Genomic DNA, 24,914 nt, shown 5'->3' on the forward strand with positions numbered 1-24,914 from the left:
TCCTTCGCTCGTCACTTCTTCTTGCGTGTGGCTCGGCTGGTGGAACGCGGCTGCTGCCGTGTCACCACGGACTTGCCGTCGACGGTTCGCACAGTACTGCGCGTCACCTGCTGGCGCGACACGGTGGGCTTCGCCTCGTCCGTGTCCTCGACCTCGGAGGGTGATCCGGGGGAGGCTGCGCCCGCGACGGGACGGGAGGTGGTCTTGGCTGCCTTGGTGCGACGACGCTTGGCCTGCTTGGCCGCCATGACTTCCGCTGGATCCTTGCCCTTGGCGCGCATGCGCTCTTCCCAGTCCACGAACGCCGGCGTGTTGGGTGCCGGGTTGTTCCGGATCAGCAGGCCCTGCTGGACCATCGTCCACAGGTTGGTGGTGAGCCAGTAGATGAGCACGCCAATGGGGATGACCGCACCGGAGAAGAGGTACATGATCGGGAAGATGTAGAGCATCATCTTCTGCTGCTGTGCCAACGGACCGGTGAGGGCCTCGGGCGGCATGTTCTTGCGCATCAGCTGCAGCTGGGTGATGAACAGGGTGGTCACCATGGCGATGACGAGGAGGACACCCATGATCTGGGTGGGGCCGATCGGGGGGAAACCGTTCGGAATGCGATCCGAGAGCCCGGCTCCGAAGAGCTCGGCATTGCGCAACGACGCGGAGAGATCGGGGTTGGTCTTGAAAAAGTGGCCACGAGGGGTCTTGTCGGCCACACCCTGCAGCACACGGAACAGTGAGAGAAGGATCGGCATCTGGATCAGCAGCGGGACGCAGGAGGCGGCGGGGTTCACGCCCTCCTCCTTGTACAGCTTCATCTGCTCCTCGCCCAGCTTCTGGCGATCGGAGCCGTGCTTCTTCTGCAGCGCCTGAATCTTCGGCTGCAGCAACTGCATGTTGCGAGCCGAGTTGATCTGCTTCACAAACAGGGGGATCAACAGCGTCCGAATGAGGACCGTCATCGAGATGATGGCCAGCGCCCACGTGGCGCCCGAGTCCTTGCCGAACACTGGCGTCCAGAGGGAGTGGAAAAGCACCAAAATCCCGGACACGGCCCAGTAGATCGGCTGCATCATCGTCGACAGGGCACCGTAGATGGTGTCCCAGATGGGTATCGCTAGCGGAATCAGCAGGTCAATCACGGGGCAACCTCAGTAGCGGAGTACTCGGGACGCGTTGTGCCCGATGGGGAAGTGGATGTTTCTTGTGCGGCCCACAGGCGGGCCTCGGGGGTACCGGGGACGTAGTCGACGCCACCCTCGGACCACGGGTGGCACCGTGCGAGGCGTCGGAGGATCAGCCACGACCCCCGGATACCGCCGTGCACCTCAAGCGCACACAGTCCGTAGGTGGAGCAGCTGGGATGGAACTTGCAGACGTCGCCATAGCCGGGTGAGATCACCCTCCGCCAGAGCTTCACGAACCAGATGAGGGGCCACTTCAGCATGACGACGCCTTCAGGAAGGCGCGACGCCAGGCGCTGGCGAAGTCCTCGTCCAACCGGTTCGGCTCCATGGCGGAAGGAGGCAAGGCCCGCACCACCACATCGGCACCGAAGGGAGTGGGTTGGTTCAGCACCATGTGTCGGAGCCGGCGCTTGACACGGTTGCGGTGCACCGCATTGCCGACTTTTTTCGACACGACAAAACCCACCCGGGTGGATTCGGGTGGTGTGTCGACCTCGGGCCGGGCCACGTGCACGACGACGCTCGGACTGGCTGCCCGCACCCGGGATGAGAAGACCGCGCTGAATTCCGCGGGTCTCCTCAATCGTCGGGCGCCTGGCAACACGGGCTGGGGCTCAGCCGGCCAGTTCGACGCGGCCCTTGCGGCGGCGGGCGCCGAGGATGCTGCGGCCTGCGCGGGTGCGCATGCGGGCACGGAAACCGTGGGTGCGGCTACGGCGGCGGTTGCTCGGCTGGAACGTACGCTTGGTCATCGGATTGACTCCCTCGAGGAATCTTGTCGGAACTTGCCCAGGGATTGGGCAGGGGAAGTAGCCGCCGTCCAATGGACAGCGACTGGTCAACGATACGTGCACAGTCGTCACTTGGACAAACCGCGGGCGGCCGACCAGCCAACACAGCAAATTACATCGACGTAGTCCACGCGACACACCGGTGAATCATCGGAAAATGTTGCACGTCCCTGCTCTGGGCACTACTTTCGTAGCCTTGAGCTGTTGTTATCCACAGGACCGGACCCCTAGAGGACCCCGAATGGGCAAGTTGTACCCCGCTGTGGAAAACTATGTGGAAGAATTTCTCGGGGGTCGTACCCCGTCGCGTCTGGAGCTGGAAGGGGTCTGGTGAGCGAAGTCCCTACCCCTGAGCTTGTTGGCCTGTGGGAAGAAGTCGTCAATGCTGCCGACATACCCACTCGTGCATGGCTCCGGCGCACCAAACCCCTGGCGATGCATGGCACCACGCTCATGCTGGCCGTCCCTGACGAGACAACACGCGAACGCGTCGAGTCCAAACTGCGCAGCGAGATCGAGCGTCGGCTCAGTGAGCACGCCGGCCGCGCGACGCACCTCGCCGTGATGATCGACGCGACATTGGTGCCCGACACACCTGAGGCCTCAGCAGAGGTGTTCGAGGCGGACAACGTTCCCGTCCCGCTCCTACCCCGCGCACGCACCAACGCCGAACCCGTGAAACTGAATCCCCGCTACACGTTTGAGTCGTTCGTGGCAGGTTCCTCCAACCGTTTCGCGCACGCCGCCGCCGCTGCCGTGGCGGAACAGCCCGGCAAGTCATACAACCCGTTGATGATCTACGGCCCCTCCGGGCTGGGCAAGACACACCTGCTGCACGCCATTGGGCACTACGTGAATGCCTACTACGACAACCTGCGTGTGAAGTACGTCTCCACCGAGGAACTGACGAACGACTTCATCAACGCCATCTCCGACAACCGCACCGCCGAGTTTCGTCGCTCCTACCGCGACGTCGACATCCTGCTGGTCGATGACATCCAGTTCCTGGAATCGAAGATCCAGACGCAGGAGGAGTTCTTTCACACGTTCAACACCCTCCACAACGCGCAGAAGCAGATCGTGATGACATCCGACCGGCCGCCCAAGCTGCTGGAAGCCCTGGAGCCTCGTCTTCGATCACGCTTCGAGTGGGGGCTGATGACAGACATCCAGCCACCCGACCTCGAGACCCGCATCGCAATCCTCCGCAAGAAGGCCGCCTGGCAGCGTCTCACAGCCGGCACGCAGGTGCTGGAGTTCATCGCTTCGAGGATCACCACCAACATCCGCGAGCTGGAAGGGGCCCTCACAAGGGTCGCTGCACTCGCCAGCCTCAACCGGCAGGAAATCGACATCCAGCTGACCGAGGACGTACTCAAGGACCTCGTACGCGACGGTGGTGAGGTGCGCGTGGATGCGGACTCAATCATGAACGCCACCTCCACCTACTTCAACATTTCCCTCGATGAGCTCACCGGTGCCAGCCGGGTGGCCACCATCGCGTCGGCACGCCAGATCGCCATGTACCTGTGCAGGGAGCTGACGGAGATGTCGCTGCCGAAGATCGGCGCCAAGTTCGGCGGCCGGGACCACACCACGGTGCTGCACTCGGTCCGCAAGATCAACGAGAAAATGGGTGTGGACCGGGACCTGTTCAACCAGGTCACCGAACTCACCAACCGCATCAAACAGTCCTGAACCGGGCCACCGCCCGCCCCGACAGTCCCCCCGCCGTCGCCACTTCCCGTTCCCGGGGGGGGCGATGCATCAGGGAACGCCAGAGGGTCTTCTCCCCAGTGATGGACCAGATCGACGTGCCCAGACACGTGTGATCAACTGCGGCGCCCCGGACCTGTGGGCGACCCCGACGACGAAATCTCCACTGCTGGTGCTCTGTGGCCCCGACTTGTCCACATGTTGTGCCGATACGCCTGTGGACGGTGCGCTGGAACTCCAGATGGCACGGTGCCCGGGGGAGTTACCCACAAATCCTCCCCGTGTAGTTTGTGGTTCTCCCCGACGAGTCCACATGGCCATCTCTGGCGCGACTAGCGGCTCGACGAGTTCCCCACAGGATTCACAGAAGCTATGACCTCTACTGACTTACAACTCTCCTCATGTTCTTCAAAGTCAGACCCGAACGAAAATGGGGAAAGAACAGACGCTCAGCGGCTGCGGGGCCGCTGGTAGCGTTGCGCCGTGACCATCGCAGCGCATGCCATCGGATTGTCGAAGCACTACGGCACCGGCTCAGCCGAAGTCGTTGCCCTCGACGATGTCGACTTCGAAGTGATCAGCGGCGAGTTCACCGCCATCATGGGGCCCTCCGGCTCGGGGAAGTCGACGTTGATGCACCTGATGGCTGCACTCGACTCCCCAACATCAGGCTCCGTCTTCATCGGCGACACCGATGTGGCGTCCCTGAAGGACGGCCCGCTGACCGAGCTGCGGCGGGACCGGATCGGGTTCATCTTCCAGGCGTTCAACCTGGTTCCCACCCTGTCGGCGCAGGAGAACATCGTCCTGCCGCTTGCCATTGCCGGCAAAAAGGTCGACCAGGAGTGGTTCGACCGCATCGTCAGCGTCCTTGGCCTGGGGAACCGCCTCACACACAAACCCTCGGAACTCTCCGGTGGGCAGCAGCAACGCGTGGCCTGTGCCCGCGCCCTGATGAACCGCCCCGACATCGTGTTCGGGGACGAACCCACCGGCAACCTTGACTCCACCGCTGCCGCCGAGGTCCTGTCGTTCCTGCGCCGCAGCGTCGACGAGTTCGGCCAAACCGTGGTGATGGTGACCCATGACGCGCTGTCCGCCAGCTACGCGGACCGCCAGGTGTTTCTCTCGGACGGCCACATCATCGAGGAACTCCGCAACGCCACCCAGGACGAACTGCTGCAGACGATGGCCAGGATTTACCCCCGCCACGACAGGCTGGCGGAGGCAGAGCAGTCGGTCAATGGCAAGGAGCCCGACGGCTCCGCCAGTTTCGTTGAATGGAAGACCGATAGCCTCGTGGGAGTCCCCTCTTCCCCGCACAGCCCCAGCGACGACGTGGTCGAAACCGATGGCGATGGGACCCGCGGCAGCCACCCCGAACACGCAATCTTTCGCGATGGCAGTGGGGCGCCGGAGGAGACCGAACTCGAGGACAACGACGAGTTCGAGCAGACCACTCCGCGCCGCGCGATCCTGAACTGACATGCTGCATGCCACGTGGCGCTCCCTCATGGGACGCAAGCTCCGCCTCCTGCTGAGCGCCTTCTCCATCGTCCTCGGCATTGCCTTCGTCTCGGGTTCGCTGATGTTCACGAACCTGTTGGGGTCGAGTTTCAACTCGATCCTGAAGTCCGGCATCGCCGACGTCAACGTCTCCTCCGGGGGCGGGGCTTTCAACGACACCTCCACGGGTCCGCAGGCCACCGTGACTCCGGAGTTGCTCGAGAAGATCTCCGCGCTCGACGGGGTGGTGGAAGCGACCGGCGTCGTCATGAGTACCGGCCTCTACCCGTTGGACAAGGATGGGAAGGTGTTGGCGTTCGGGGGCGCCCCCGGCATCGGGACCAACTGGTACACCACACCCGCTGCGGGTGGGGCGGAGGGTGCCCGGGTCATTGATGGAAGGGCACCCGAGAAGGGCGACGAACTGGCCATCGACCCCAGCACCATGGAACGCGGTGGCTACGCCGTCGGGGACAGGCTCAAGGTTTCCACCCCCAAAAACGGGATCCGCACGTACACGATCGTCGGCACGGCCACATTCGGCTCGGGGGCCACTGCGGGGGCCAGCTACCTCTTCTTCACACTCGACGAAATGCGTGATCTGGTTCTCGACGGGGCCAAGGACTACAGCGCCGCCTGGATCGCCACGGCCCCCGGCGCCGACGCCCAGCAGATCACCACCGAGGTCTCGAAGCTGCTGCCGGAAGGCCTGACTGCCGTCTCCGGCCAGGAACAGGCCGACACACTCGAGAAGCAACTCTCCATAGGCCTGTCGTTCATCAACACGTTCCTCCTCGTGTTCGCCGCCATCGCGCTGGTCGTTGCGTCGCTGCTGATCCTCAACACGTTCTCGATCCTCGTGGCCCAGCGGAGCCGTGAGCTCGCGTTGTTGCGCGCTCTCGGGGCCAAACGGAACCAGGTGCGCAACTCGGTGTTGTTGGAGGCCGCCGTCATCGGCTTCGTGGGGGCAACCATCGGCATCGCCGCCGGCTACGGGCTGACCGCCCTGATCGGGCTGTCCCTGGGGTTCTTCGGCATCGACATCGGCACGTCGGTCCCCACCCTCACGTGGCAGGCCGTCGCCACGTCGTACGTCCTGGCACTCATCATCACGATGTTTGCGGCGTGGGCCCCTGCGCGAAAGGCGTCGGCCACCCGGCCGGTGGAGGCCATGACAGCCGCCGCAGCGCCCACCGAAGCCATGGGCACCGGCGTCCACATTGGGTTCGCCCTCATCATCCTCGGTGCGGCCTCCGTCGTGTGCGGGGTCCTGTTCGACGGCCTGCCCCAGCCGCTGGTCTGGGCAGGTGTGGGCTGCGTGGCGGTCCTGATCGGATGCGTCCTGGCCGCGGCCGTCATCGGTCGCCCCATCGTGTGGTTGTTCGGGCGGCTCTACAAGGTGATGTTCGGTGAGGTCGGCAAGATCGCGGAGCGCAACGCCACGCGCCAGCCGCGTCGCACCGCTGCCACGGCATCCACCCTGACGATCGGGCTGGCACTGGTGACCACCGTCACCATCCTCGCCAGCAGCACCACCACGTCTGTGCGCGCCGGTCTCACCGACACCCAGCGCGGTGACTTCCTCATGTCGCCCGTCAACTTCCGACCCTTCGACCGCAAGGTCGCCGACGCCGCCGCCAAGGTGGAGGGCGTGGAGAAGGTCTGGACGTTCTCCAACGGCCCCTCCGTGGTGGACGGGGAACCGGTGTTCGTCACCGGCACCACCCCGGACGGCGTCACCGAGGGCACCGCACTCGATGTTCTCGCGGGCCAACTGAACCCCGAGGGCGGCTCTGCGTTGCTCTCCATGGACGAGTCGCGTGCTCTCGACCTGCCCCTGGGGCGCACGTTCACCCTTCCCACCCTCAAGGGCGGCACGATCGAACTGCTCGTCACCGGAATCTTCGACGGCGATTCGGACCCCAGCCAGCGCGCCAGCATCATCGTTAACATGGGGACGTTTGAGCAGGTGGCGGATGCCAGCCTGGTGTCGGTGGCCAAGATCAAGGTCGCCCCCGGCGCTGACCACGAGGCTGTGCGCGCCGGGCTGGAGAAGGCTGCCGCCGACCTTCCCACGGTCGTCGTCACCGACAACGCTGAGTACGCCGACAGCCTCGTGGGCCAGTTCGGCCAGATCTTTGCCGTCATCAACGCGCTGCTGGCCCTGGCCATCGTGATTTCGGTGCTCGGCATCGTCAACACCCTCGGGCTCTCCGTCATGGAACGAACGAGGGAGATCGGTCTGCTGCGGGCAGTCGGGATGACCCGACCACAGCTGCGTCGCGTCATCAGGCTGGAGAGTGTCGTGGTGGCAGTCCTCGGATCCCTGCTCGGAGTGGCGCTGGGGCTTGGCTTCGGCGTCGTGCTGGTTCGCCTGCTGCGGGACAGCGGCATCACGGAGCTCTCCATCTCGTGGTGGCAGCTGGCCCTGTACGTGGTGGTCGCGGCGCTCTTCGGGGTTCTGGCCGCCATCGGCCCGGCTCGTCGCGCGTCCCGGATGAACATTCTCGAGTCCATCGCGATGGACTGAACCCGCCGCCACTGGGGCACGCTGCCAGCCGGTATGCTGTCCCGCGAACAGCCCCACGCCGTGTGCGCGTGATGCCATCGAACAAATGAGGAGCCGACGACGTGAAGATCCGAGTGGAGCGCGATGCGCTGGCCGACGCGGTGGCCTGGGTGGCTCGCAGCCTGCCGAACCGGCCGACAGCACCGATCCTCGCGGGTCTGCTGATTGAGGCTGAAGGTGATGCCGTCACGCTGTCCAGCTTCGACTCCACCACGTCGGCGAAGGTCAGCATGCCGGCCGAGGTCAGCGACGAGGGCACCGTCCTGGTGTCGGGCCGTCTGCTCGCCGACATTGCACGCTCGCTGCCCAACAAGCCTGTTGAGCTCAACGCCGACCACTCGAAGGTGGAGTTGACCTGCGGCTCCGCCCGGTTCACGCTGCAGACGTTGCCGGTGGAGGACTATCCCAGTCTCCCGGAGATGCCGTCGCAGACCGGTGAGGTGGCAGCCGACGTGTTCGAGAAGGCCGTCTCCCAGGTGGTCGTCGCCGCCGGCCGCGACGAACTGCTCAACGTCTTCACCGGCGTCCGCGTGGAGATCAACGGCGACCATCTCTCGCTGCTCGCCACCGACCGTTACCGGATGGCGCTGAAGGAGATCAACTGGAAGCCATCCTCCCCGTCGGTGGAGGGTGCCGTCCTCGTCCCGGGCAAGGTCTTGGCCGATACGGCCAAGTCCCTCACGTCCGGCGACAAGGTGACCGTGTCCCTGTCCACCACGCAGTCCGAGGGTGAAGGCCTGGCCGGATTCATCGGTCAGGGTGTCAAGGGCACCCGTGAGGCGACCACCCGACTTCTGAACCAGGCGTTCCCCAAGGTGCGTCACCTCATGGACGTCGACGCGACTGTCGCGGTCCGCGTCTCCACGGCCGACCTGCTCGCCGCCGTGAAGCGGGTCTCCCTGGTGGCGGAGCGCAACACCCCGCTGCGCATGATCATCAACGAGGACCACATTGCCCTGGAGGCTGCCACCGGCGACCAGGCGCAGGCTTCCGAAGCCATCGCCGCCGAGGTGGAGGTGACCACCGACGAGCAGTCGATCACGGCCGCCGGTTTCAACCCCCACTACCTGCTGGACGCACTGAACTCGATCGATGCGCCTTTCGCACACTTCGCCTTCACGGCACCGGGAAAGCCGTGCCTCATCACGGGGTTGGCAAGCATGGACGGCGAGCAGCTGTTGGATTACCGGCACGTCATCATGCTGATGCGCCTCCCCAGTTGAGTCCTGGGGAACATCAGGGCGACGCGACCTCAAGCGATTATCGGGTGCGGTTGAGGCGTGGTTGCCGATCCGGACCTCATCTTCTGCGTGAGGACGGTCTCATGGGACAACCCCGGTGCTGCCCGTGGGGGCGATCCCGCGCACGTCGACTATCATTGCGCACTTGATAAAAAACATTCCGCCGTGGGTCCTCGAACCCACTGAGGCCGACCTCGTGCGTTTCTTCGGGACACAGACGTATGAGAGGGGCCGCGATTACGCTGCCCAGGACCGTGTGGGCAGCATCCTGTCCGCGGAAAAACTCATCTCGGCGCAGGTTCGTGGCTCCGGCTACCGCTCCTACCGGGTGTCGGTGGTGCGGGAGTCGCAGGCCCACACCCTGACTTCTCGTTGTGCCTGCCCTATCGGCCATGCCTGCAAGCACGCCGCCGCCCTCCTGATCCATGTCCGCACCAGCCAGGGGCGACGCACTGTGCCGCACTGGCGTCGGGCCCTCGACCCCGTTGTGCAGGTGAGTGCGTCCGGGCCGGACGGCATCCGCCTCGCGCTCCAGGTGGACGACGACGGCCATGGGCCTGGCCTGACGCCTTTGCGATGGGGCAAGGAGCGCTGGATCAGGACCGGTGCCTCCTGGAGTGACCTCAAACTCACCCGCGAGGGAATCGACCGCACCCAGTTGGAACTCGTCAACGCACTGAGGGCCGCGCACCGCTCCGATCTGCACTACGGCACCCCCGCCCGGCTGCCGCTCCGCTCATTGCCACCCGACATGTGGGCTCTCCTGAGGCAGGCGGTTGCGGCCGGGATCGAGTTGCTTCCGGGGGAGGGGCCCCACCGGACCCGGCTTCCTGTACCGGAGTTGCTCGAGATCCCGGCCGAGCTGACGTTCGCTGTCGACGGCACGCAGGACGGGGTGACTCTCACGCCGGAACTCCGCGTCGACGGTGAGACCTTCCCGTTCACATGGCAGAACCTGTTGGGGAACCCTGCGCACGGCGTCGCCGTACGCACCCGCGAACGCTTTCTGCTGGCACCACTGACGCACACGCTGTCACAGTCCGAGCAGACCCTGTTCAGCAGCGGCGGTATGCAGATCCCCTCCCACGACGTCGGTATCTTCGCCACCGGCTACCTGCCGAGGCTCCGGGAACAGTTCGAGGTGGTCGTCGCAGAGGACGTGACCCTTCCGGAGGCGCAGCCGCCGCTGCTGCGCTGCACCGTCACGTTCGACGGCTACTCCGCGCTCGTGCAGTGGGGGTTCCGCTACCTCCTCGACGATCGACCCCATGACCTCGCCCTGCACCCCACCGGTTCCGAGGCGCCGCTGCGCGATCGAGTCGCCGAGCAGGAACTGGCCGGGAGCATCCGCCCAGGTCCGTGGCGTGGTGTCGACGGGCGGGGTCTGCCTGTCCTCCACGAGGCGAGCCTGACGGGCCTCCCGCTCATCACGTTCGTCGATGACGTTCTGCCCGCGCTCGAGGAACGGGACGACGTGGTGGTCGAGACCGGCAGCGAGGCACCCACGTTCACCCATGCCGACGAGGCCCCGACCATCTCGCTCAGCATCGAGGACTCCGCCAAGGGCGACTGGTTCGACCTCGCCGTCGACGTCACAGTGGCGGGGGAGAAGGTGCCGTTCGCACCACTGTTCCAGGCGCTTGCCGCCGGGCGTGACCACCTCATCCTCGACTCGGGCACCTGGTTCATGCTGGATGCGCCGGAACTCGAGCAGCTGCGCGCCCTCATCGAGGAGGCGCGTGTCCTCGTCGACAACGACGGCGACACCTTCCAGTTGAGGCCCGAGCACGCCGGCCTCTGGGAGGAACTGGTGGAGCTGGGCGTTGTCGCGCAGCAGTCCTCCGCGTGGCAGTCCGCCGTGGGTGCGTTGCTCGACCACACCGAACTCGACCACGTGGAACCCCCCGCCGGCGTGAACGCCACCCTGCGCCCCTACCAGCGAGAAGGTTTCGCCTGGCTGAGCTTCCTGTGGAAGACCCGACTCGGTGGGGTACTGGCGGACGAGATGGGTCTGGGTAAGACACTCCAGTCGTTGGCGATGGCGCAGGCCGCCCTGGAGGCGGGCGAACTGGACCGGCCACTGCTCGTCGTCGCACCCACATCCGTGCTGGGGACCTGGGAGGCAGAGGCCGCCCGGTTCACGCCGGACCTCAAGGTGGTCACCATCACGGGCACCGACAAGCGTCGCGGGGTGCCGTTGGCCGACACCGTCGACGGGGCCCACATCGTCTTGACCTCCTACACATTGCTGCGGCTGGAGGCCGATGCCTACCTGGATCTGACGTGGTCAGCGGTACTCCTCGACGAGGCGCAATTCGTGAAGAACTCCTCGTCCAAGGCCTACCAGGCGGTGCGTCGGTTGCGGGCTCGCGTCAAGATCGCGCTGACGGGCACCCCCTTGGAGAACAACCTCATGGACCTGTGGTCGCTCCTGTCGATCACGGCACCGGGCCTGTTCCCTGACCCGAAACGGTTCGCGGAGCTGTACCGCAAACCCATCGAGGGCGGAGACTCCGACGCTCTCGCCCGCCTGCACCGTCGGATCCGCCCCCTGATGTTGCGTCGCACCAAGGCCGCTGTTGCCACTGAACTGCCCGACAAGCAGGAGCAGGTGGTGCCCGTGCCGTTGTCGTCGGCGCACCGCAAGCTCTACGACCGCCACCTCACGCGGGAGCGCCAGAAAGTGCTGGGCCTTGTCGGTGACATGAACCGGAACCGCATCACCATCCTGCGTTCGCTGACGCTTCTGCGGCAGCTCAGCCTCGCCCCGTCGCTCGTGGACCCCACCTACCCGGCAGTCTCCGCGAAGATCGACGCCCTGCTGGAGCTCATGGAGGAGGCCACCTCCACGGGGCACCGGGCACTGGTGTTCAGCCAGTTCACCGGTTTCCTCGCGCTGGTCAAGCAGCGTTTGACGGAGGAGGGCGTGGCCTACGAGTACCTTGACGGCCGCACCCGCAACCGCGCCGAGCGCATCCGATCCTTCCGTGAGGGCGACGCCCCCGTCTTCCTCATCAGCCTCAAGGCCGGGGGTTTTGGTCTGACGCTGACGGAAGCCGACTACGTGTTCATCCTCGACCCCTGGTGGAATCCTGCGGCCGAGACCCAGGCCATCGACCGCGCCCACCGCATCGGCCAGGACAAACCCGTCAATGTGTACCGGCTCGTCAGCGCCGACACCATCGAGGAGAAGGTGGTGGCGCTGCAGGAGCGCAAACGCGACCTCTTCGACGCCGTCGTCGGTCAGACCTCCAACATCTCGGCCCCCCTGTCGGCTGAGGACATCCGCGGCCTCCTCGAGCCTGACGAACCCGCTGCTGGCTGACGAGGCAAGCCGCCCCACGGGGGGATGGGCTGCATCCCTACGGACAAGCCCGTGGCCGTAGCGCTGTCGCCTTCGATACATCGCCGTTTGCCCCTCACAGGCGGCCCCAGGCAACACAACCACACGCCCCGTCAGGCCAGAAGCAGTCCGTTGCCGCTGCGATTCAGCACCCGCAGTGCCACCGCCTAGGATCGAGGCACCATGTTCGTGACCGAACTGTCCTTGACGGACTTCCGCAACTACACCACCGCCAGCCTGCAGCTGTCGCCCGGGGTGAACGTGTTCGTGGGCTCCAACGGGCAGGGCAAGACCAATCTCGTCGAGGCCGTGGAGTACCTCTCAACCATGACCTCGCACCGCGTCGCGTCCACGGCGCCCCTGATCCGCGCAGGCTGCGACTCCGCGATCCTGCGCGCCAAGGTCCAGGCCGCCCACGACGACCCCCGCATCATCTCCGTGGAGATGGAGGTGGCGCACGGTCGCTCCAACGTCGCCCGCCTCAACCGGGCACCCGTGGCCCGCCCCCGCGACATGGTCGGTGCCCTGAGGACCGTCGTCTTCTCGCCCGTCGACCTTGCCATAGTGCGCGGCGACCCCTCCGACCGGCGCGGCTGGCTGGACTCCCTCGTCGTGACCCGGTGGCCACGCATGGCCGGGAGCCGGCAGGACCTGGACAGGGTACTCAAGCAGCGCAACGCCCTCCTGAAGTCCATGGCCGGTCGATCGATGCGCCCCTCGGGCGGGGACGCCGACACCACACTGGCGGCCTGGAACGAGCAGCTCGCCACCGTCGGTGCCGAGCTCCTGCACGCCCGCCTCGACACTCTCGCCGACGTGCTTCCCCACGTCCAACGCGCCTACGAGACCATCGCGCCCGTCAACAACCGGGTGGAAGCGACCTACAAGACGGGTCTGGACCTCGAGGGTGTCACCGACAGCAACGACGTCCGCGCAACACTTCAGGAACGCATGCTCTCTGCCATGGAGGCGCGCCGGAGCGACGAGGTGAACCGCGGTGTCACGCTCGTGGGGCCGCAGAGAGACGACATCGACTTGTTCGTCGGTGAACTCCCCGCGAAGGGGTATGCGTCGCACGGGGAGTGCTGGTCGTTGGCGCTTGCGCTGCGCCTGGGCGGTTTCGAGTTGGTGCGCGACGACGGCACGGAGCCGGTGCTCGTCCTGGACGACGTTTTTGCCGAGCTGGACACCTCCCGCCGCGACCGGCTGGCCGGGGCCATCGTCGATGCCGAGCAAGTGCTCATCACCGCCGCCGTCGGCGCCGACGTCCCCGGGTTCCCGTCCGAGCGTCGCTTTCGTGTGGACGCCGGACGAGTGTGGGAGGAGAGCGTTGATGAGTGACACCGTGCCACCCACAGACCCGGAGAGCAGCGACGCCGACTCGTTCGCCACCGAGCCCCACGACCCCACAGGCCTGGACCTCGCCAGCGAAATCGCCCGCCAGACTGCCCGCAACGCACCGTTGCTACCTGCGATGCCGCCACCGGCTTCCTCGATGAAGCGCCGACGGTTCGGCCAGTTCGAGGAGCAGCGCTCCGGCGCCCGTCCTGACGACCGCGATCCGCAGTCGCTCGGAAGCGTCCTGAGTCAGGTCAGCAGCAGGCGAGGGTGGGTGAAGCGGATCTCGTTGTCCACGGTCCTGCGGAACTGGCCGGACCTCGTGGGCGCCGACAATGCGGAGCACAGCCAGCCCGTGAACTTCGTCGACGGCGTCCTCACGGTGCAATGTGACTCCACCGCGTGGGCCACGGGCATGAAGTTCTCCGCTGCTGCACTGGTCGCCCGGTTGAACAAGGATCTGGGGGAGCAGACGGTCAAGCGCATTGACATCCGCGCCCCGAATCAGCGCAGTTGGAAGAAGGGACTCCGCTCCGTGCGCGACGGCCGCGGTCCCCGCGACACCTACGGCTGAGCAGCGACGGGCGGTTGAATACTGGCCCTTGCCATGACCAAATACATGGATCTAATATTGGTCCGTTGTACGGTTCACGATGGTCACGAGCTGGGCCTCCCCAGCGCACAGGAGTCGGAGTACGCGACGACGCAGCACGCTACCGGGGGGGAAGCATGCGGGCCACTGAATATGCCGGAATCGTGGCGGGGCTGCTGTCCGCCGTCGATCCCCGAGTGGCCGGGCTGGTTCAGGCCGCACAGACCCTCGACAACGCCGTCGACACCAACGCAGCCAGCATCGACCAGGCGATCCGCGACTACCAGCAACGGCTGGAGGCCATCAAGGACGACCTCATCGACCGCGCCCTGGACATGGTGCCCATCGAAGAACTCACGAACCAGGCCAAGCAGACCGGCCTGATGGATGCGTACCAACTGCATGCCGAGGCAACGCTCGGCCCACTGTTTCTGAGTGTGACGTCCCCGGCCGCGCGGCTGGCGGATCCGCGTGGTGGTGCGCTGATCGCGATCGGCCCCATGCCGCCGGACACGTTCCAGGCCAAGCTGGAAGCCGGCCCCGTGAAGGGCAACGGGGCGCTGCGGGTGACCGACACCGGCGTCGCCGGTGTCATCAGCGCCAGCATCGGTGTCATTGAGGTGGCTGCCCTGGCCAGTCTTGCTCGCACCCCTGAGGGGGGGCCGTCCTTCCTGGCCGTCTTCGCCGCCGGTTTCACACCGGGGCTCCAGTTCGGTTTCGGGTTCCAGATCAGCCGGATCGGCGGGCTTGTGGGGGTGGAACGAGCCATCGACCGGGATGCGATGGCAGCGAAACTCCGCGAGGGCACGCTGGCGGCGGTGCTCTTCCCGCTGGACATCGGTCCCTCGGCCACCGCCGCACTGATCGCTGTCGACCAGTTGTTCCCGCCGCGGGACGGCAGCGCGGTGATGGGGCCCACGTTCCGTCTCTCGTGGCTGGAGGTTGCCGGTGCGGGGTTTGCATCGGTCGACCTGGCTGTCCTGATCCAGCTACCGGGACCGGTGATCGCGCTCGTCGGCTCGGTGCGTGCTGGCATTCCGGCGGTGGTGCAGATCCGTGCCGACATCCTGGGCGTGCTCGACTTCCCCGCCCGGACTGCGACGGTGGACGCGTCGCTCGTTGACAGCGGTGTGCTGGGGATCCTGACCATCTACGGCGACCTGGCCTTCGCCATCAGTTGGGGCGCAAGCCCCTACACCGTGCTCTCCCTCGGCGGCTTCTATCCCGGTTTCTCGCCCGAGCCCGCGAAGATCAGACCTCTGAACCGTCTGGGCATGGCACTGGACGTACCCATTCCGGGCCTGACGTTCAGAGCGGAGGGCTACCTCGCCGCCACATCCAACACCCTGCAGTTCGGTGGTCGGCTGGAGGTGGGCATCGATGCGGGTATTGCCTCGGCGTCTGGCTACCTCGGGCTCGACGCCATCATCCAGTTCACGCCGTTCCACATCAACGCTGACGTGGTGGGCGGACTGGAAGTGAAATTCCTCGGCCATACCTTCGCAGGGGTCCGTTTCGAGGGACAACTCGATGGGCCCGGACCCGTGACGATTCACGGCAGGATCACCGTCGAAACATTCCTGAAGGACTTCGACTGGGAACACACGTTCGTGTTCGGCGAGCCGGAGAGCCCACCCGCGATCCCGCCGCGCCGCGCCGTGGATGTCCTGGTGGCGGAGGAGTTCGGCCCCACCAACCTCCGGGCCATCGGAGGGATAGATCGCTCAGTGGTGCTGTCCACGCCCGACCGGCAGGGGGACTTCGCAGTGATCGCTCCCTTGTCCGGTGTGCTCTGGACGCAGCATCGCGTTCCCCTGGGCCTGCCGGTGGATCGGGTGGACGGTACGCCGCTCGGCACCCGGCAGACGGTGACGGCCACCGCGCCCGGCAAGAGCGGTGTGGAACGCGACCGCTTTGCCCCCGGTTCCTTCATCACCCTGACGAAGGCGCAGGCACTGGCCAGCCCGACGTACGACCTCCTGGATGCCGGCATACGGGTCAGCGCGGGATCCACGCTCTCCGGGCCGGATGATGACGCCTCCTCGGCACCCGAGATCCTGCGGAAGGTGCGCGGCGAATTCAGGTTCAGCTCACTGGGACTGTTGCTGATCGCCTCTGCGTTCCCTGAAGGCGTTCTGGGGATGGTGGCCCAGCGCGATCGACCCGCCGTCATGGTGGATGTCGACGTACGGGTGACGGTCACGCCGCCCCCCTGGGTCACCACCGCCGACGGGGCCCACCACAGCTCCGCGACTGCCGCGATCTGCCGCTCCCTCATCGTGGGTGGCGCGGCCCTGACCGCCGCGGATGCCGCCCACCCCGTTGCTCTGGGAGGGCTGTAGCCATGACCGAAACGTTCTTTGCCTGGCAGCGGTCGGGGGTGAGCGCCCTGGCAGGTCCGACGTACGCCGAGGGTCGCATGCAGGGCGAGCTCGTCGTCACACTGGACGACGGCGCCGCCCGTGACGGGTCGGCCCCGTTCCTCTTCGCAGGACCCCAGGATGTCTTATCCCTGCAGGCCGGCGTCATCGTGGGTCGAAAGCCGGCGCCCGGAACGCTCGACGCAGAGATCACGCGCGTCGCCCACATCGAACTCAGCGACCCCGGTCTGCCGTGGCGCTACACACCCCTGCGCAACCAGCCACTCCTGCGACCCTGGCTGGTCCTGGTGGTGGGAACGACGGGCCAGGAGGTGATCGTCGACGGCGCCACCGTACGGATCCTCAACACCGCGTTGGTGGCGCACCCCCTCACGAACTCAGCCGGCTGGGCGCACGTCCACGCCATCCCCGGCGCCACGATCGCCCGGATCCTCAGCCCGCGTCAACTGGCGGCGAACGCCTCCTACACCGCCGTGCTCGTGCCCGCCATCGTCCCCGGCACAGGCGCCAACCCGCCGCAGGTGGCCTGGAGGGATGGCACGCCGGAGGTCACACTTCCCTGTCACGACCACTGGAGCTTCCGTACCCGCGACGACACGGACGACTTCCGCTCCATTGCGCAACGGCTGGAACCCTTGACGACGGCAGAGGAGGAGGCGCTCCAGAGCGCCGGGTTCGGCAGGGCCGTCGTCACCGTTCGGGGTCGTGACGACCCGGTGCTGCAACTCGGTGGAGCGCTGAGTGCGGTGGACAAACCGCCCTCCGAGCCGCTGTCCGACCACGTCGGCATCGCGGAGGAGGTGGAGAAACTGGCGGAACTCTCGGAGGTGCACGGGGGGCGGTGGGTGCTGGGGCTGCCGCGCTTCGACGAGCCGTGGGCGGCACCTGGGACCCCGGTGCCGGTCAGCGGATGGCGTCGACAGCTGCGGGTGGATCCCCGCCACCGCGGCACGGCCGGGCTGGGGGCCTGGGCGGCCATCGCCTGGCAGGAGAAGATCGCCGCCGGGGCCGCGCAGCAGTCCGGCGAACTCGCCGTCCTGGCCGAACGCGTCCGCAACCTTTCACTGGGGCTGCACGCTGCACGGAGGCTGTGGACCCGCAGACTGCCGGCGGATCCGAGGGCGGCGTTTGCCGTCGTGGCGCCGATGCTGTCACGGCTCCCCGTGGACGGGGGCGCCGTCGCGCTCGACCGGCTGGCCGGGCGAACCTCCCGTCTCGTTCCGGCACTGTTCTCCTCCGGTGCGCGCCGCATGCTTCGCCCCCGGAACGCTCTGGCGCGAGTCGCCGGGCCAGGTGCCACGTCACTGCCTGCGCTCATCGACGCCGCCGCCACCAAGTGCGTTCCGCCTCCCGAGCCGCTGCCCGGCCAGTATGAGCTGGCGAAGGCTGCATCCGATCCCGCCGCGCGGGAGAAGGGTGCCAACATGCTCCGGCAGGCCGGAAACGCTTTCCTGGAAGTGGCGATGGAGGCCTTGCCACAGGACTCCAAGGAGTCCGTGGGCAATCTGCCGGAGCTCCTGCGGCAGCTCAGCGAGGACACCCTCGGCAGAGTCGCCCGTCCCCCGGTGGAAGTGGAGTGTTCCCCCGTCGCCGACATGGGGGCGCTGGCGAACTCTGTTCTGGGGGGTATCGACCCCATGGTTGCCCGGCCTGTGGTGGTGGGAAGGGTGCTGGACGGCATCACGGGCATTCGCCAGCCTGAACTGGCTCCGCCCGACCTGGCGTTGGAGCTGAACATCCCCCTGTGGTCATTTCTGCAGGAGAATTCCCCCGACTGGCTGCTCCCGGGAGGGGGTGAACTGCCCATCGACAGGGTGCACGCCATCTCGACGAACCCCGAGTTCGTGGACGCGTTCCTCCTGGGTGCCAACCACCGTGCACTGGGAGAGCTTCGCTGGCGCAACCTTCCTCTGGTGACTGGCTGGACACCGCTGCGCCGGTTCTGGCAACGGATCGACGACGATGGCGCCGGTCCGACCACCGATGTCCGACCCGTCCTCGACATCCTCACCGGCCCCAGCCCCGGCGCCCCCATCTGGACCGACACCTCCGCCCTCGGCGACCCGAGCCACTCGGTTGGCATCGGAGCCCAGCTCGTCGTGGTCCTGCACACCGAACTGTTCCGGCGTTACCCCGCCACCATCGTCTACCTCATGCTGAATCCCGGTGGCACCGCGACCTGGCAGGACGACGTGGACAAGATTGTGAACCCCCGGATCCTTCCCAACCTGACAGGGAGTCTTCACCCCGAACTGGTCTTCTTCGGCTTCCCGTTGCCTCCCACTGCGGGGAAGGACCACTGGCTCGTCCTGGAGGAACCGCCGCCGGGTTTCCGGTTCACGCCACCGACCGCCGCACAGGGCCCCATGACCGACGGCGCCGCATACGCGAAGGCCACCCTCAACAAGCCCATCCGGGCGTTCTTCGGAAAGCTGCTGCCACAATGAGCGCCGTCAACGACCTCACCGCCCACGCCCGCGACGCGGTCGAGGAGGCCGCCGCCCTCCTGGCGACACTGGAGTCAACTCTTGCCAAGACCCCCGGCTGGCTGCGCGTCGGGGATCCCGGTCGGCACGCCGACCCCCCGGATGCCGCTGCGGCGCAGGAGGCCGCAGACCTCACGGCACGGATCGGCAGGGTCCGTGAGGCGCTCCTGACGTTCGAGGACCGGGTGGAGAGGGCCATCGGTCAACCACCGCCGGACATCTGGGCGTTCATGGATTTCTCGGAATGGTTGGCCGGACTTCCCGTTGACGATCCCCAGCGGCTTCTCGACGAACTGGTCACGAGTCCTGAGCGCCTGCTGGAGGATCCGCCGGCGATGTCGCTCGCCACGGCCCAGGCCATCCTGAACTACGTTGCCGGCAACGGGGGCGAGGTCGGTGACGGTCAGGCGTTCCAGCAGGGGGTCCCTCTGGACGCCACGGACCTGGCCGATCTGCATGCGACTGGGTGGCGGCAGCGGCACTCCGGTGTGGCAGTGGCGTCGCCGGGGTGGGATGTTCTTCTTCCGGTACGGCTGGAGACCCGCTTCTTTCCCCCGGAACCTGACGCCGCGCCGGGTGCGCCCGAAGCCGTCTGGCGATTGCGCGTCCGGGTGGAGCCGGACGCCCCGTCGATGGCCCGCCAGCCCGCTCCGGTGAGCCGTCTCGAGGGGCGACTTGTCGCGGTGTGCTGGAGCGAGGCCGGGGGAGGTCTCGACGGTGAGCAGGGCGCAGCCGCCCACCGCAAGTTGGCGGCGGCCGTCAGCGGTGGGAGGGCCGACTACCTGCTGCGCACCGTCCCCGTGGTGCGGACCGGCGACGCGTTCACACCGTCGGAGGAGTACCCGGAGACCCCGGTACCGAACACGACGGCTCTGGTGGCCCTGCCACGGGTGCTCGAGATCTGGGGTGGCGCGGCTGACGCGCCGTCAAAGCTGTTGACCCTCGAGCCGGTGAGGGAGACGATCGCTGCTGAGGCAAGCGTGGAGTCGGTGGCCAGGCCAGACGAGGCCGGTCAGACGCCCCGCCGCTGGTGGAACTCCTACGCGGCGGCGCAGAACGTCAATCTGGCTGGCGAGATCCCCTTCGGGAATGCAAGACCGTACCTGGAGGTGCTCCTGTGTATCGGCTACGACGACGACCCGGTCAGTGCCGACCCGTCGGTGCTGTTCACCACCCATGCCGACACGGGGCGGGTGGGGACGTTGCCGCCCCTCACGCCGACCACCACGCTGGCCGGCTCGCCCACCACGGACCTCGGGTCCGACCCCGCGCCCTGGCTGCAGACGGCCCGGGCCGGTGCCAGCGCCGTCGCCGGACTCTCCGGGGCACTCACGGGTCAGCCGGTGTGGCCCGGGGTACCCGAACCGGATGGGGAACTGGCCCACGTCGCGACAGTCCTGACGCAGGCATTGTGGCCGGTGCTGTGGCAGCGGACCCTCAAGGACGTGGCCCGCGCCGGTGACGAGGTCTGGCGTCTCGGGGAATGGGCGGTGCGGCACCTCCACACCTTCGGGCCCTACCCGGTGCTGAGGATCGGCGACCTCCCGTACGGGGTTCTCCCCATCAGCGACTACGACCGCTGGACCCGCCGGTTGCCGGCGGGGAGGTTGTGGGCAGGAGATCCGCTGGCTGAGCAGATCCCGCTGGTCGGGTTGCCGGTGGTGGACAAGCCGCTCCTGGCGGCTGCGCTGCGTCAGGGCACGGCCGCCGGCGCGGACGTCGACGGACTGTTGGAGGTGCTGGAACACATCCCGACGTCCCGGATGTACGGGTCGAGGCAGGTGCCGCCGATGCTGATCTACGCGGCGCTGCGTGCCGCGTTCGAGCTGGTGGGGCCGGCTGAGACGGTGAAGGAATGGGAGGACCAGTTCGGGTACCTGCGATCCCACTGGCACCCCGGGCCTTCACGTCGGTACTCGCCGATACTGGATGTGGAGCCGTGGCCCCAGCGGGTGGACCATGAGTACGGCGAGCTCCTTCGGACCTTTCTCGACGCCACCTGGGGGTTACTGGCCGAAGCAGATGACGCCTCCGATGGGTGGCGCCTGCACGGCGATCCACCGGCTGTGCTGGCACGGCTGGTGAGACACAGCCTCCTGCTCACCCAGGCCGAGGTGGTGCGGCTGGCGCCCCCCGGCGCAGTACGAGGTCCCGTGGAGATGGTTTTCGACATCGACGGGATCGACGAGCTCTACCGCCTGGCCAGTGGGACCAGCATCAATCACGGTGGACGGGTGGTGGAGTTGCCGGACTTCGTCGGTCCACTCATCGCCCGGGCTGCCGCCGATCCGCGGGCCGACGTCGTCTGCCGGCAGTTCGAGGACGTGCGGGCCGCCGTCGAAGTCCTCACCAAGGTGGATCCCGCGCTCACCGAACGGGTGCTCCCCGCCGTGCTGGACCTCACCGGACACCGCACCGACGCCTGGTGGACGGGCCTGGCCCACCGCCGGCTGACGGCGCTGATGGCGGCGGGTGGCCGTCCGCGGCTCGGCTGCTACGGGTGGGTGGACGACCTCTCACCGAGCGAGGACCCCACCGCCCCCACCACGGCGGGGCTTCTGCACGCCCCCGGCTACACCCAGGCGGTGAGCGCGGCCGTGCTGCGTGATCAGGCCGTGCACCACGCTGACGATGCCCAGTGGAACATCACCCTCACGTCTGGGACGGTGCGGGTGGCGGCCGGGCTCGTCGAACAGGTCAGATCAGGAGTGCACCTGTCGGAGGCCCTCGGCCGGGAAGTGGAGCGCAGGGCGGGAGATCCGGCCCTGGTGTTGTTGCTCCGTCAGGAGTTCCCCGCGAGGCCGGAGTGGGAGGGCCGCCGGGTGTGCGACGGCCAGCAGGTGCTGGCTGCCACCGTCCTGCCGGGTGGGATCGACCCGGCCGGTTTCGACGACCTGCGGGCTGCGCTGGATGCCTACTCCGACTTGCTGGTCACCGACGCGATCCACGACGTCGTCGAGGGGCGGATCGAGGCGGCAGCGGAGGCCCTGGAGGCGGCGGCAGGCCTCGGTGCCCCGCCCGAGTTCCGGTTGTTGCGGACCCAACGCTCGGGCAGCACCGTCAAGACCAGTGTCCAGGCGGCGCTGCCCTGGGAGGATACCTGGGCTGACCCCGACACCCTGGACGCACGTTCCCCGGTTGCTGTCGCCGACCCGGCTCTTGCCGCCCTTCTTGCCGTTGAGCTGGGGGACCCCGTGGACTGGACCTGGGCCGGCGCGGCGGGCCCCACCTCGCTCGCTGAAAGTGGGTTGGGTGTCGCCGACGCGGTGATGGTGCCGAGAACCCTGATCGGCGGCGACCAGCCCGGCTCCGCCGCGGCGACGGCGTGGGACAGGTTGTCCCGCATCTGCGGCGCCCTCGGCGGGCCTGAGCCGGGTGAGGGGTCCGCCCCGTTGTTGCGACTCCGCCTGGGGAGGTTGCGTGCCATGGCCGCCGACCTCCTGGTGGAGCTGTCGGCCCCGCTGCCCGACACAGGCGCCCTGACCCGACGCTGGGGGCTGCCGGAGGATTCGGCCACCGCTTCACTGGAGCTCACCGGACGGCTGGGCCATCTCCCCGACGAGGTGAGCGACGCGGATGCGGACGCCATCGAGGTGGCGCGGCGGATTCGAGATCTGCTCCCCAGCGTTCTGGCCCTCCCCCTGGCCTGTCCGCGACCGGTGCCGGAGGTCCACCAGCCGTTCGACGACGCGGCCTGGCTGGAGGTGGTGGCCGCTGTCCGCCCCGCCATGGCCCGGCTCGAACTGCTGCAACTGAGCGCCACCACACCCTGGAGCGCCACGGCGAGCGACGGCGACCCGATCTGGCAGCGGGGTGGGGAGAAGACCGCGCACCGTGACCTCACCCTCACCTTCACCACCGGGGCCATCGCAGGACAGGCTGCCGTCGTTCCCATCGACACATGGGCCGAGACGGTGCCCAGCAGGCACCACACCACGTGGGCGGCCTTCGGGTACGACGCCCCCCGTGCACGGCCACCGCAGGCGATCCTGCTGGCGCTACCCGCCGACGTCGACGCCCCCGACCAGGCCGTGGACATCCTGGGGTCCGTGCTGCAGGCGCGTCGACTGGCGCGGGTCCGGTCCGTGCGCGCTCCCATGCCGCCCGAGCTCTCCTTGATGCTCCCCGCCGCACTGCTGGTGGACAGCGTCATCACGGCAGGCACGATGTTGGTGGAGGACCTCTGATGTATGAGTGGCTGCGACGACTTGAACCACTGGCCCCCTTCGGTGACCTGCAACGCGGCTTCGCCACCGAGGTGGCCGACCCGTTGTGGATGCTGGGCAGGCAGTGGCAACTGGGTGAACACGTCGGGGAGGATGCCGGGACGCCGGTGGGCGTCACCGTGCCCGTGGCCCGCGCCCCCCTTCAGCCGGTGGACGGGCTGGATCCCACGGTGGTTCCGGCGGAGGCGATCATTGAGGGGTCGGCCCTCGACTGGTGGACGGTGGGTCGGCGGGTCCGCGTGGGCAGGCAGGTCGCGCCCGATCTGACGGCGGTGGATCTCGGTCGTGCCGCCTTCAGCGGCGCCCTGCCTGACCCCTACGGAAGTAGTTTTGCCGGACAGGTTGATGGCCTGGCCGCGTGGCGTCTGGGACTGGTCGCAGCGGACCACCCTGCGGTCGCCGGATTCGACCCCGCCCGCACGGACCGGTGGAGCAGCCGCACCCTCGATCACACGGCGACGTTCGCCGTCGGTGACACAGAAGTGACGGTCCCCGCCCACGGTGGGGGCGAGGTGGACTGGTGGTCCGGGGACTCCGTGTCGGAACTTCCGGGACCGGAGCCCGCGCCCACGCCCCCCCGGGAGGTGATCCCGACACGCCTGGCGTTCCCGGGGGCCCCGCTGCCGCGGATCTGGCAGATCGAGGATCGGGCCAGCGACATCGGCGGCTACCCCCCGGACAGGTCCCATCTCGCCACGGTCCTGCTCATCCAGTTGATCGCCGACCATGCCACTGACTGGTTTCTGGTTCCGGTACCCGCACCCGCGGACGGAGCGCCGGGGATTGGCGTGGTGGCCACTCTGGGCGCTGTCACGGTCCGCAACAGCTTCGACCAGAACGATGCGCTCACACCGCCGCCGGTGGATGCCGGCCCGGTCATCCCCGACGAGCCCGTCGGACCGTGGTCCCTGTACCGCACGTCCGGTCTGGGGAGATCGTCCCTGGTGCTGTGGCCGACGGCGGCGAGCCCTGTGGTGGGGCCGGTGCTTGACGACGTCCTGCTGGGAGTCGACGAGGACGCTGACGTCATCTGGGCCGTTGAGCTGCGGGCCGACGGCGTACAACTGGCTGCCGATGCCGACACGGCAACGGCCATGGCCGAGGGGCGCCGGACCGGCACCCGGCAGTTCACGTGGCTGCCGTCCACCACGTTGCCGGAACACTGGCACCCCTACCGCCTCCCCACCGATCACGCACTGCCGCGCGTCTTCGAGCAGGGGTTGGTGGCGGAACTCAACGACGTGGTCCCCGGCATCCGACGCGGTCCCCGTTCGGAGCTGATCGGTGGGGTCTCGGATGCCGAGGTGGCCGAGGGCGCATCCCCGGACGGCCGAGGGCATGTGCTGGAACCGCACGCAGTGCCGTACCAGGGCGTTCGTCTGGAGCGACGCTATGTGCTGGCGCGGGGGACCGACGGTCTGCCGGTGCTGTGGCGACAGCGACGTCGGATGCCGCTGCTGGCCGGACCCACCTCGCACCTCCGCTTCGACGTTTTCCGTGAGTCACCCCCCGGCTGACGGCCGCCGGGCATCACTCCACGCACG

At 67.6% G+C, this 24,914-nt stretch carries 14 protein-coding genes and 1 pseudogene; 11 read left to right on the top strand and 4 right to left on the bottom strand.

Annotated elements, in window-relative coordinates; translation table 11 throughout:
- Positions 1-11 precede the first annotated feature (11 nt).
- The 4 genes and pseudogenes from yidC to rpmH form a co-directional block, all read right to left on the bottom strand.
- The gene (yidC, locus tag EAX62_RS02330) at positions 12-1,127 is read right to left on the bottom strand and encodes a membrane protein insertase YidC (protein ID WP_267897971.1); all 1,116 of its coding nucleotides are present in this window, start codon (positions 1,125-1,127) and stop codon (positions 12-14) included.
- Positions 1,128-1,206: 79 nt separating this feature from the next.
- Positions 1,207-1,438 (bottom strand): annotated as a pseudogene (yidD, locus tag EAX62_RS02335) (membrane protein insertion efficiency factor YidD); the annotation flags it as partial.
- A complete protein-coding gene (rnpA, locus tag EAX62_RS02340) occupies positions 1,435-1,785 on the bottom strand; it encodes a ribonuclease P protein component (RefSeq protein WP_121900050.1) in 351 nt (116 codons plus the stop codon). The gene rnpA and the pseudogene yidD, both read right to left, overlap by 4 nt.
- A 10-nt stretch (positions 1,786-1,795) precedes the next feature.
- Complete coding sequence (gene rpmH / locus EAX62_RS02345) at positions 1,796-1,933, bottom strand: 50S ribosomal protein L34 (protein ID WP_121900051.1); 138 nt, start codon at positions 1,931-1,933, stop codon at positions 1,796-1,798.
- Positions 1,934-2,299: 366 nt separating this feature from the next.
- On the opposite strand from rpmH, the gene dnaA reads away from it, so the two are divergent.
- The 11 genes from dnaA to EAX62_RS02400 all read left to right on the top strand — a co-directional run bounded on the left by dnaA (position 2,300) and on the right by EAX62_RS02400 (position 24,887).
- Positions 2,300-3,670 (top strand): chromosomal replication initiator protein DnaA, encoded by a 1,371-nt coding sequence (dnaA, locus tag EAX62_RS02350; RefSeq protein ID WP_199711162.1) that lies wholly within the window; start codon positions 2,300-2,302, stop codon positions 3,668-3,670.
- A 501-nt stretch (positions 3,671-4,171) separates the two neighbouring features.
- On the top strand, positions 4,172-5,173 hold the full coding sequence (locus EAX62_RS02355; RefSeq protein WP_199711071.1) for an ABC transporter ATP-binding protein: 1,002 nt from the start codon (positions 4,172-4,174) through the stop codon (positions 5,171-5,173).
- Between the two features lies 1 nt (position 5,174).
- Positions 5,175-7,724 (top strand): ABC transporter permease, encoded by a 2,550-nt coding sequence (locus EAX62_RS02360; protein WP_121900053.1) that lies wholly within the window; start codon positions 5,175-5,177, stop codon positions 7,722-7,724.
- 101 nt (positions 7,725-7,825) lie between these two features.
- Positions 7,826-8,986, top strand: coding sequence for a DNA polymerase III subunit beta (dnaN, locus tag EAX62_RS02365; protein ID WP_121900054.1), 1,161 nt, complete (start codon positions 7,826-7,828; stop codon positions 8,984-8,986).
- Positions 8,987-9,149: 163 nt separating this feature from the next.
- Positions 9,150-12,329: a DEAD/DEAH box helicase gene (locus tag EAX62_RS02370; RefSeq protein ID WP_121900961.1), complete on the top strand. Its 3,180-nt coding sequence runs from the start codon at positions 9,150-9,152 to the stop codon at positions 12,327-12,329.
- Between the two features lie 201 nt (positions 12,330-12,530).
- Positions 12,531-13,688 carry a DNA replication/repair protein RecF gene (recF, locus tag EAX62_RS02375; protein ID WP_121900055.1) on the top strand — a complete coding sequence of 386 codons (1,158 nt, stop codon included), beginning with the start codon at positions 12,531-12,533 and terminating at the stop codon, positions 13,686-13,688.
- Entirely contained in the window at positions 13,681-14,259 is a 579-nt protein-coding gene (locus tag EAX62_RS02380; RefSeq protein WP_158600472.1) for a DUF721 domain-containing protein, read from the top strand. The genes recF and EAX62_RS02380 overlap by 8 nt, the downstream gene beginning before the upstream one ends.
- 155 nt (positions 14,260-14,414) lie before the next feature.
- Entirely contained in the window at positions 14,415-16,619 is a 2,205-nt protein-coding gene (locus EAX62_RS02385) for a DUF6603 domain-containing protein (RefSeq protein WP_121900057.1), read from the top strand.
- A 2-nt stretch (positions 16,620-16,621) separates the two neighbouring features.
- A complete protein-coding gene (locus EAX62_RS02390; protein WP_121900058.1) occupies positions 16,622-19,105 on the top strand; it encodes a hypothetical protein in 2,484 nt (827 codons plus the stop codon).
- Complete coding sequence (locus EAX62_RS02395) at positions 19,102-23,331, top strand: hypothetical protein (protein WP_121900059.1); 4,230 nt, start codon at positions 19,102-19,104, stop codon at positions 23,329-23,331. Before EAX62_RS02390 ends, EAX62_RS02395 begins: the two co-directional genes overlap by 4 nt.
- Complete coding sequence (locus tag EAX62_RS02400) at positions 23,331-24,887, top strand: hypothetical protein (protein WP_121900060.1); 1,557 nt, start codon at positions 23,331-23,333, stop codon at positions 24,885-24,887. Before EAX62_RS02395 ends, EAX62_RS02400 begins: the two co-directional genes overlap by 1 nt.
- The last annotated feature ends 27 nt before the right edge of the window (positions 24,888-24,914 follow it).

Source organism: Tessaracoccus antarcticus (assembly GCF_003688855.1).
GTDB classification, from domain to species: Bacteria; Actinomycetota; Actinomycetes; order Propionibacteriales; family Propionibacteriaceae; genus Arachnia; species Arachnia antarctica.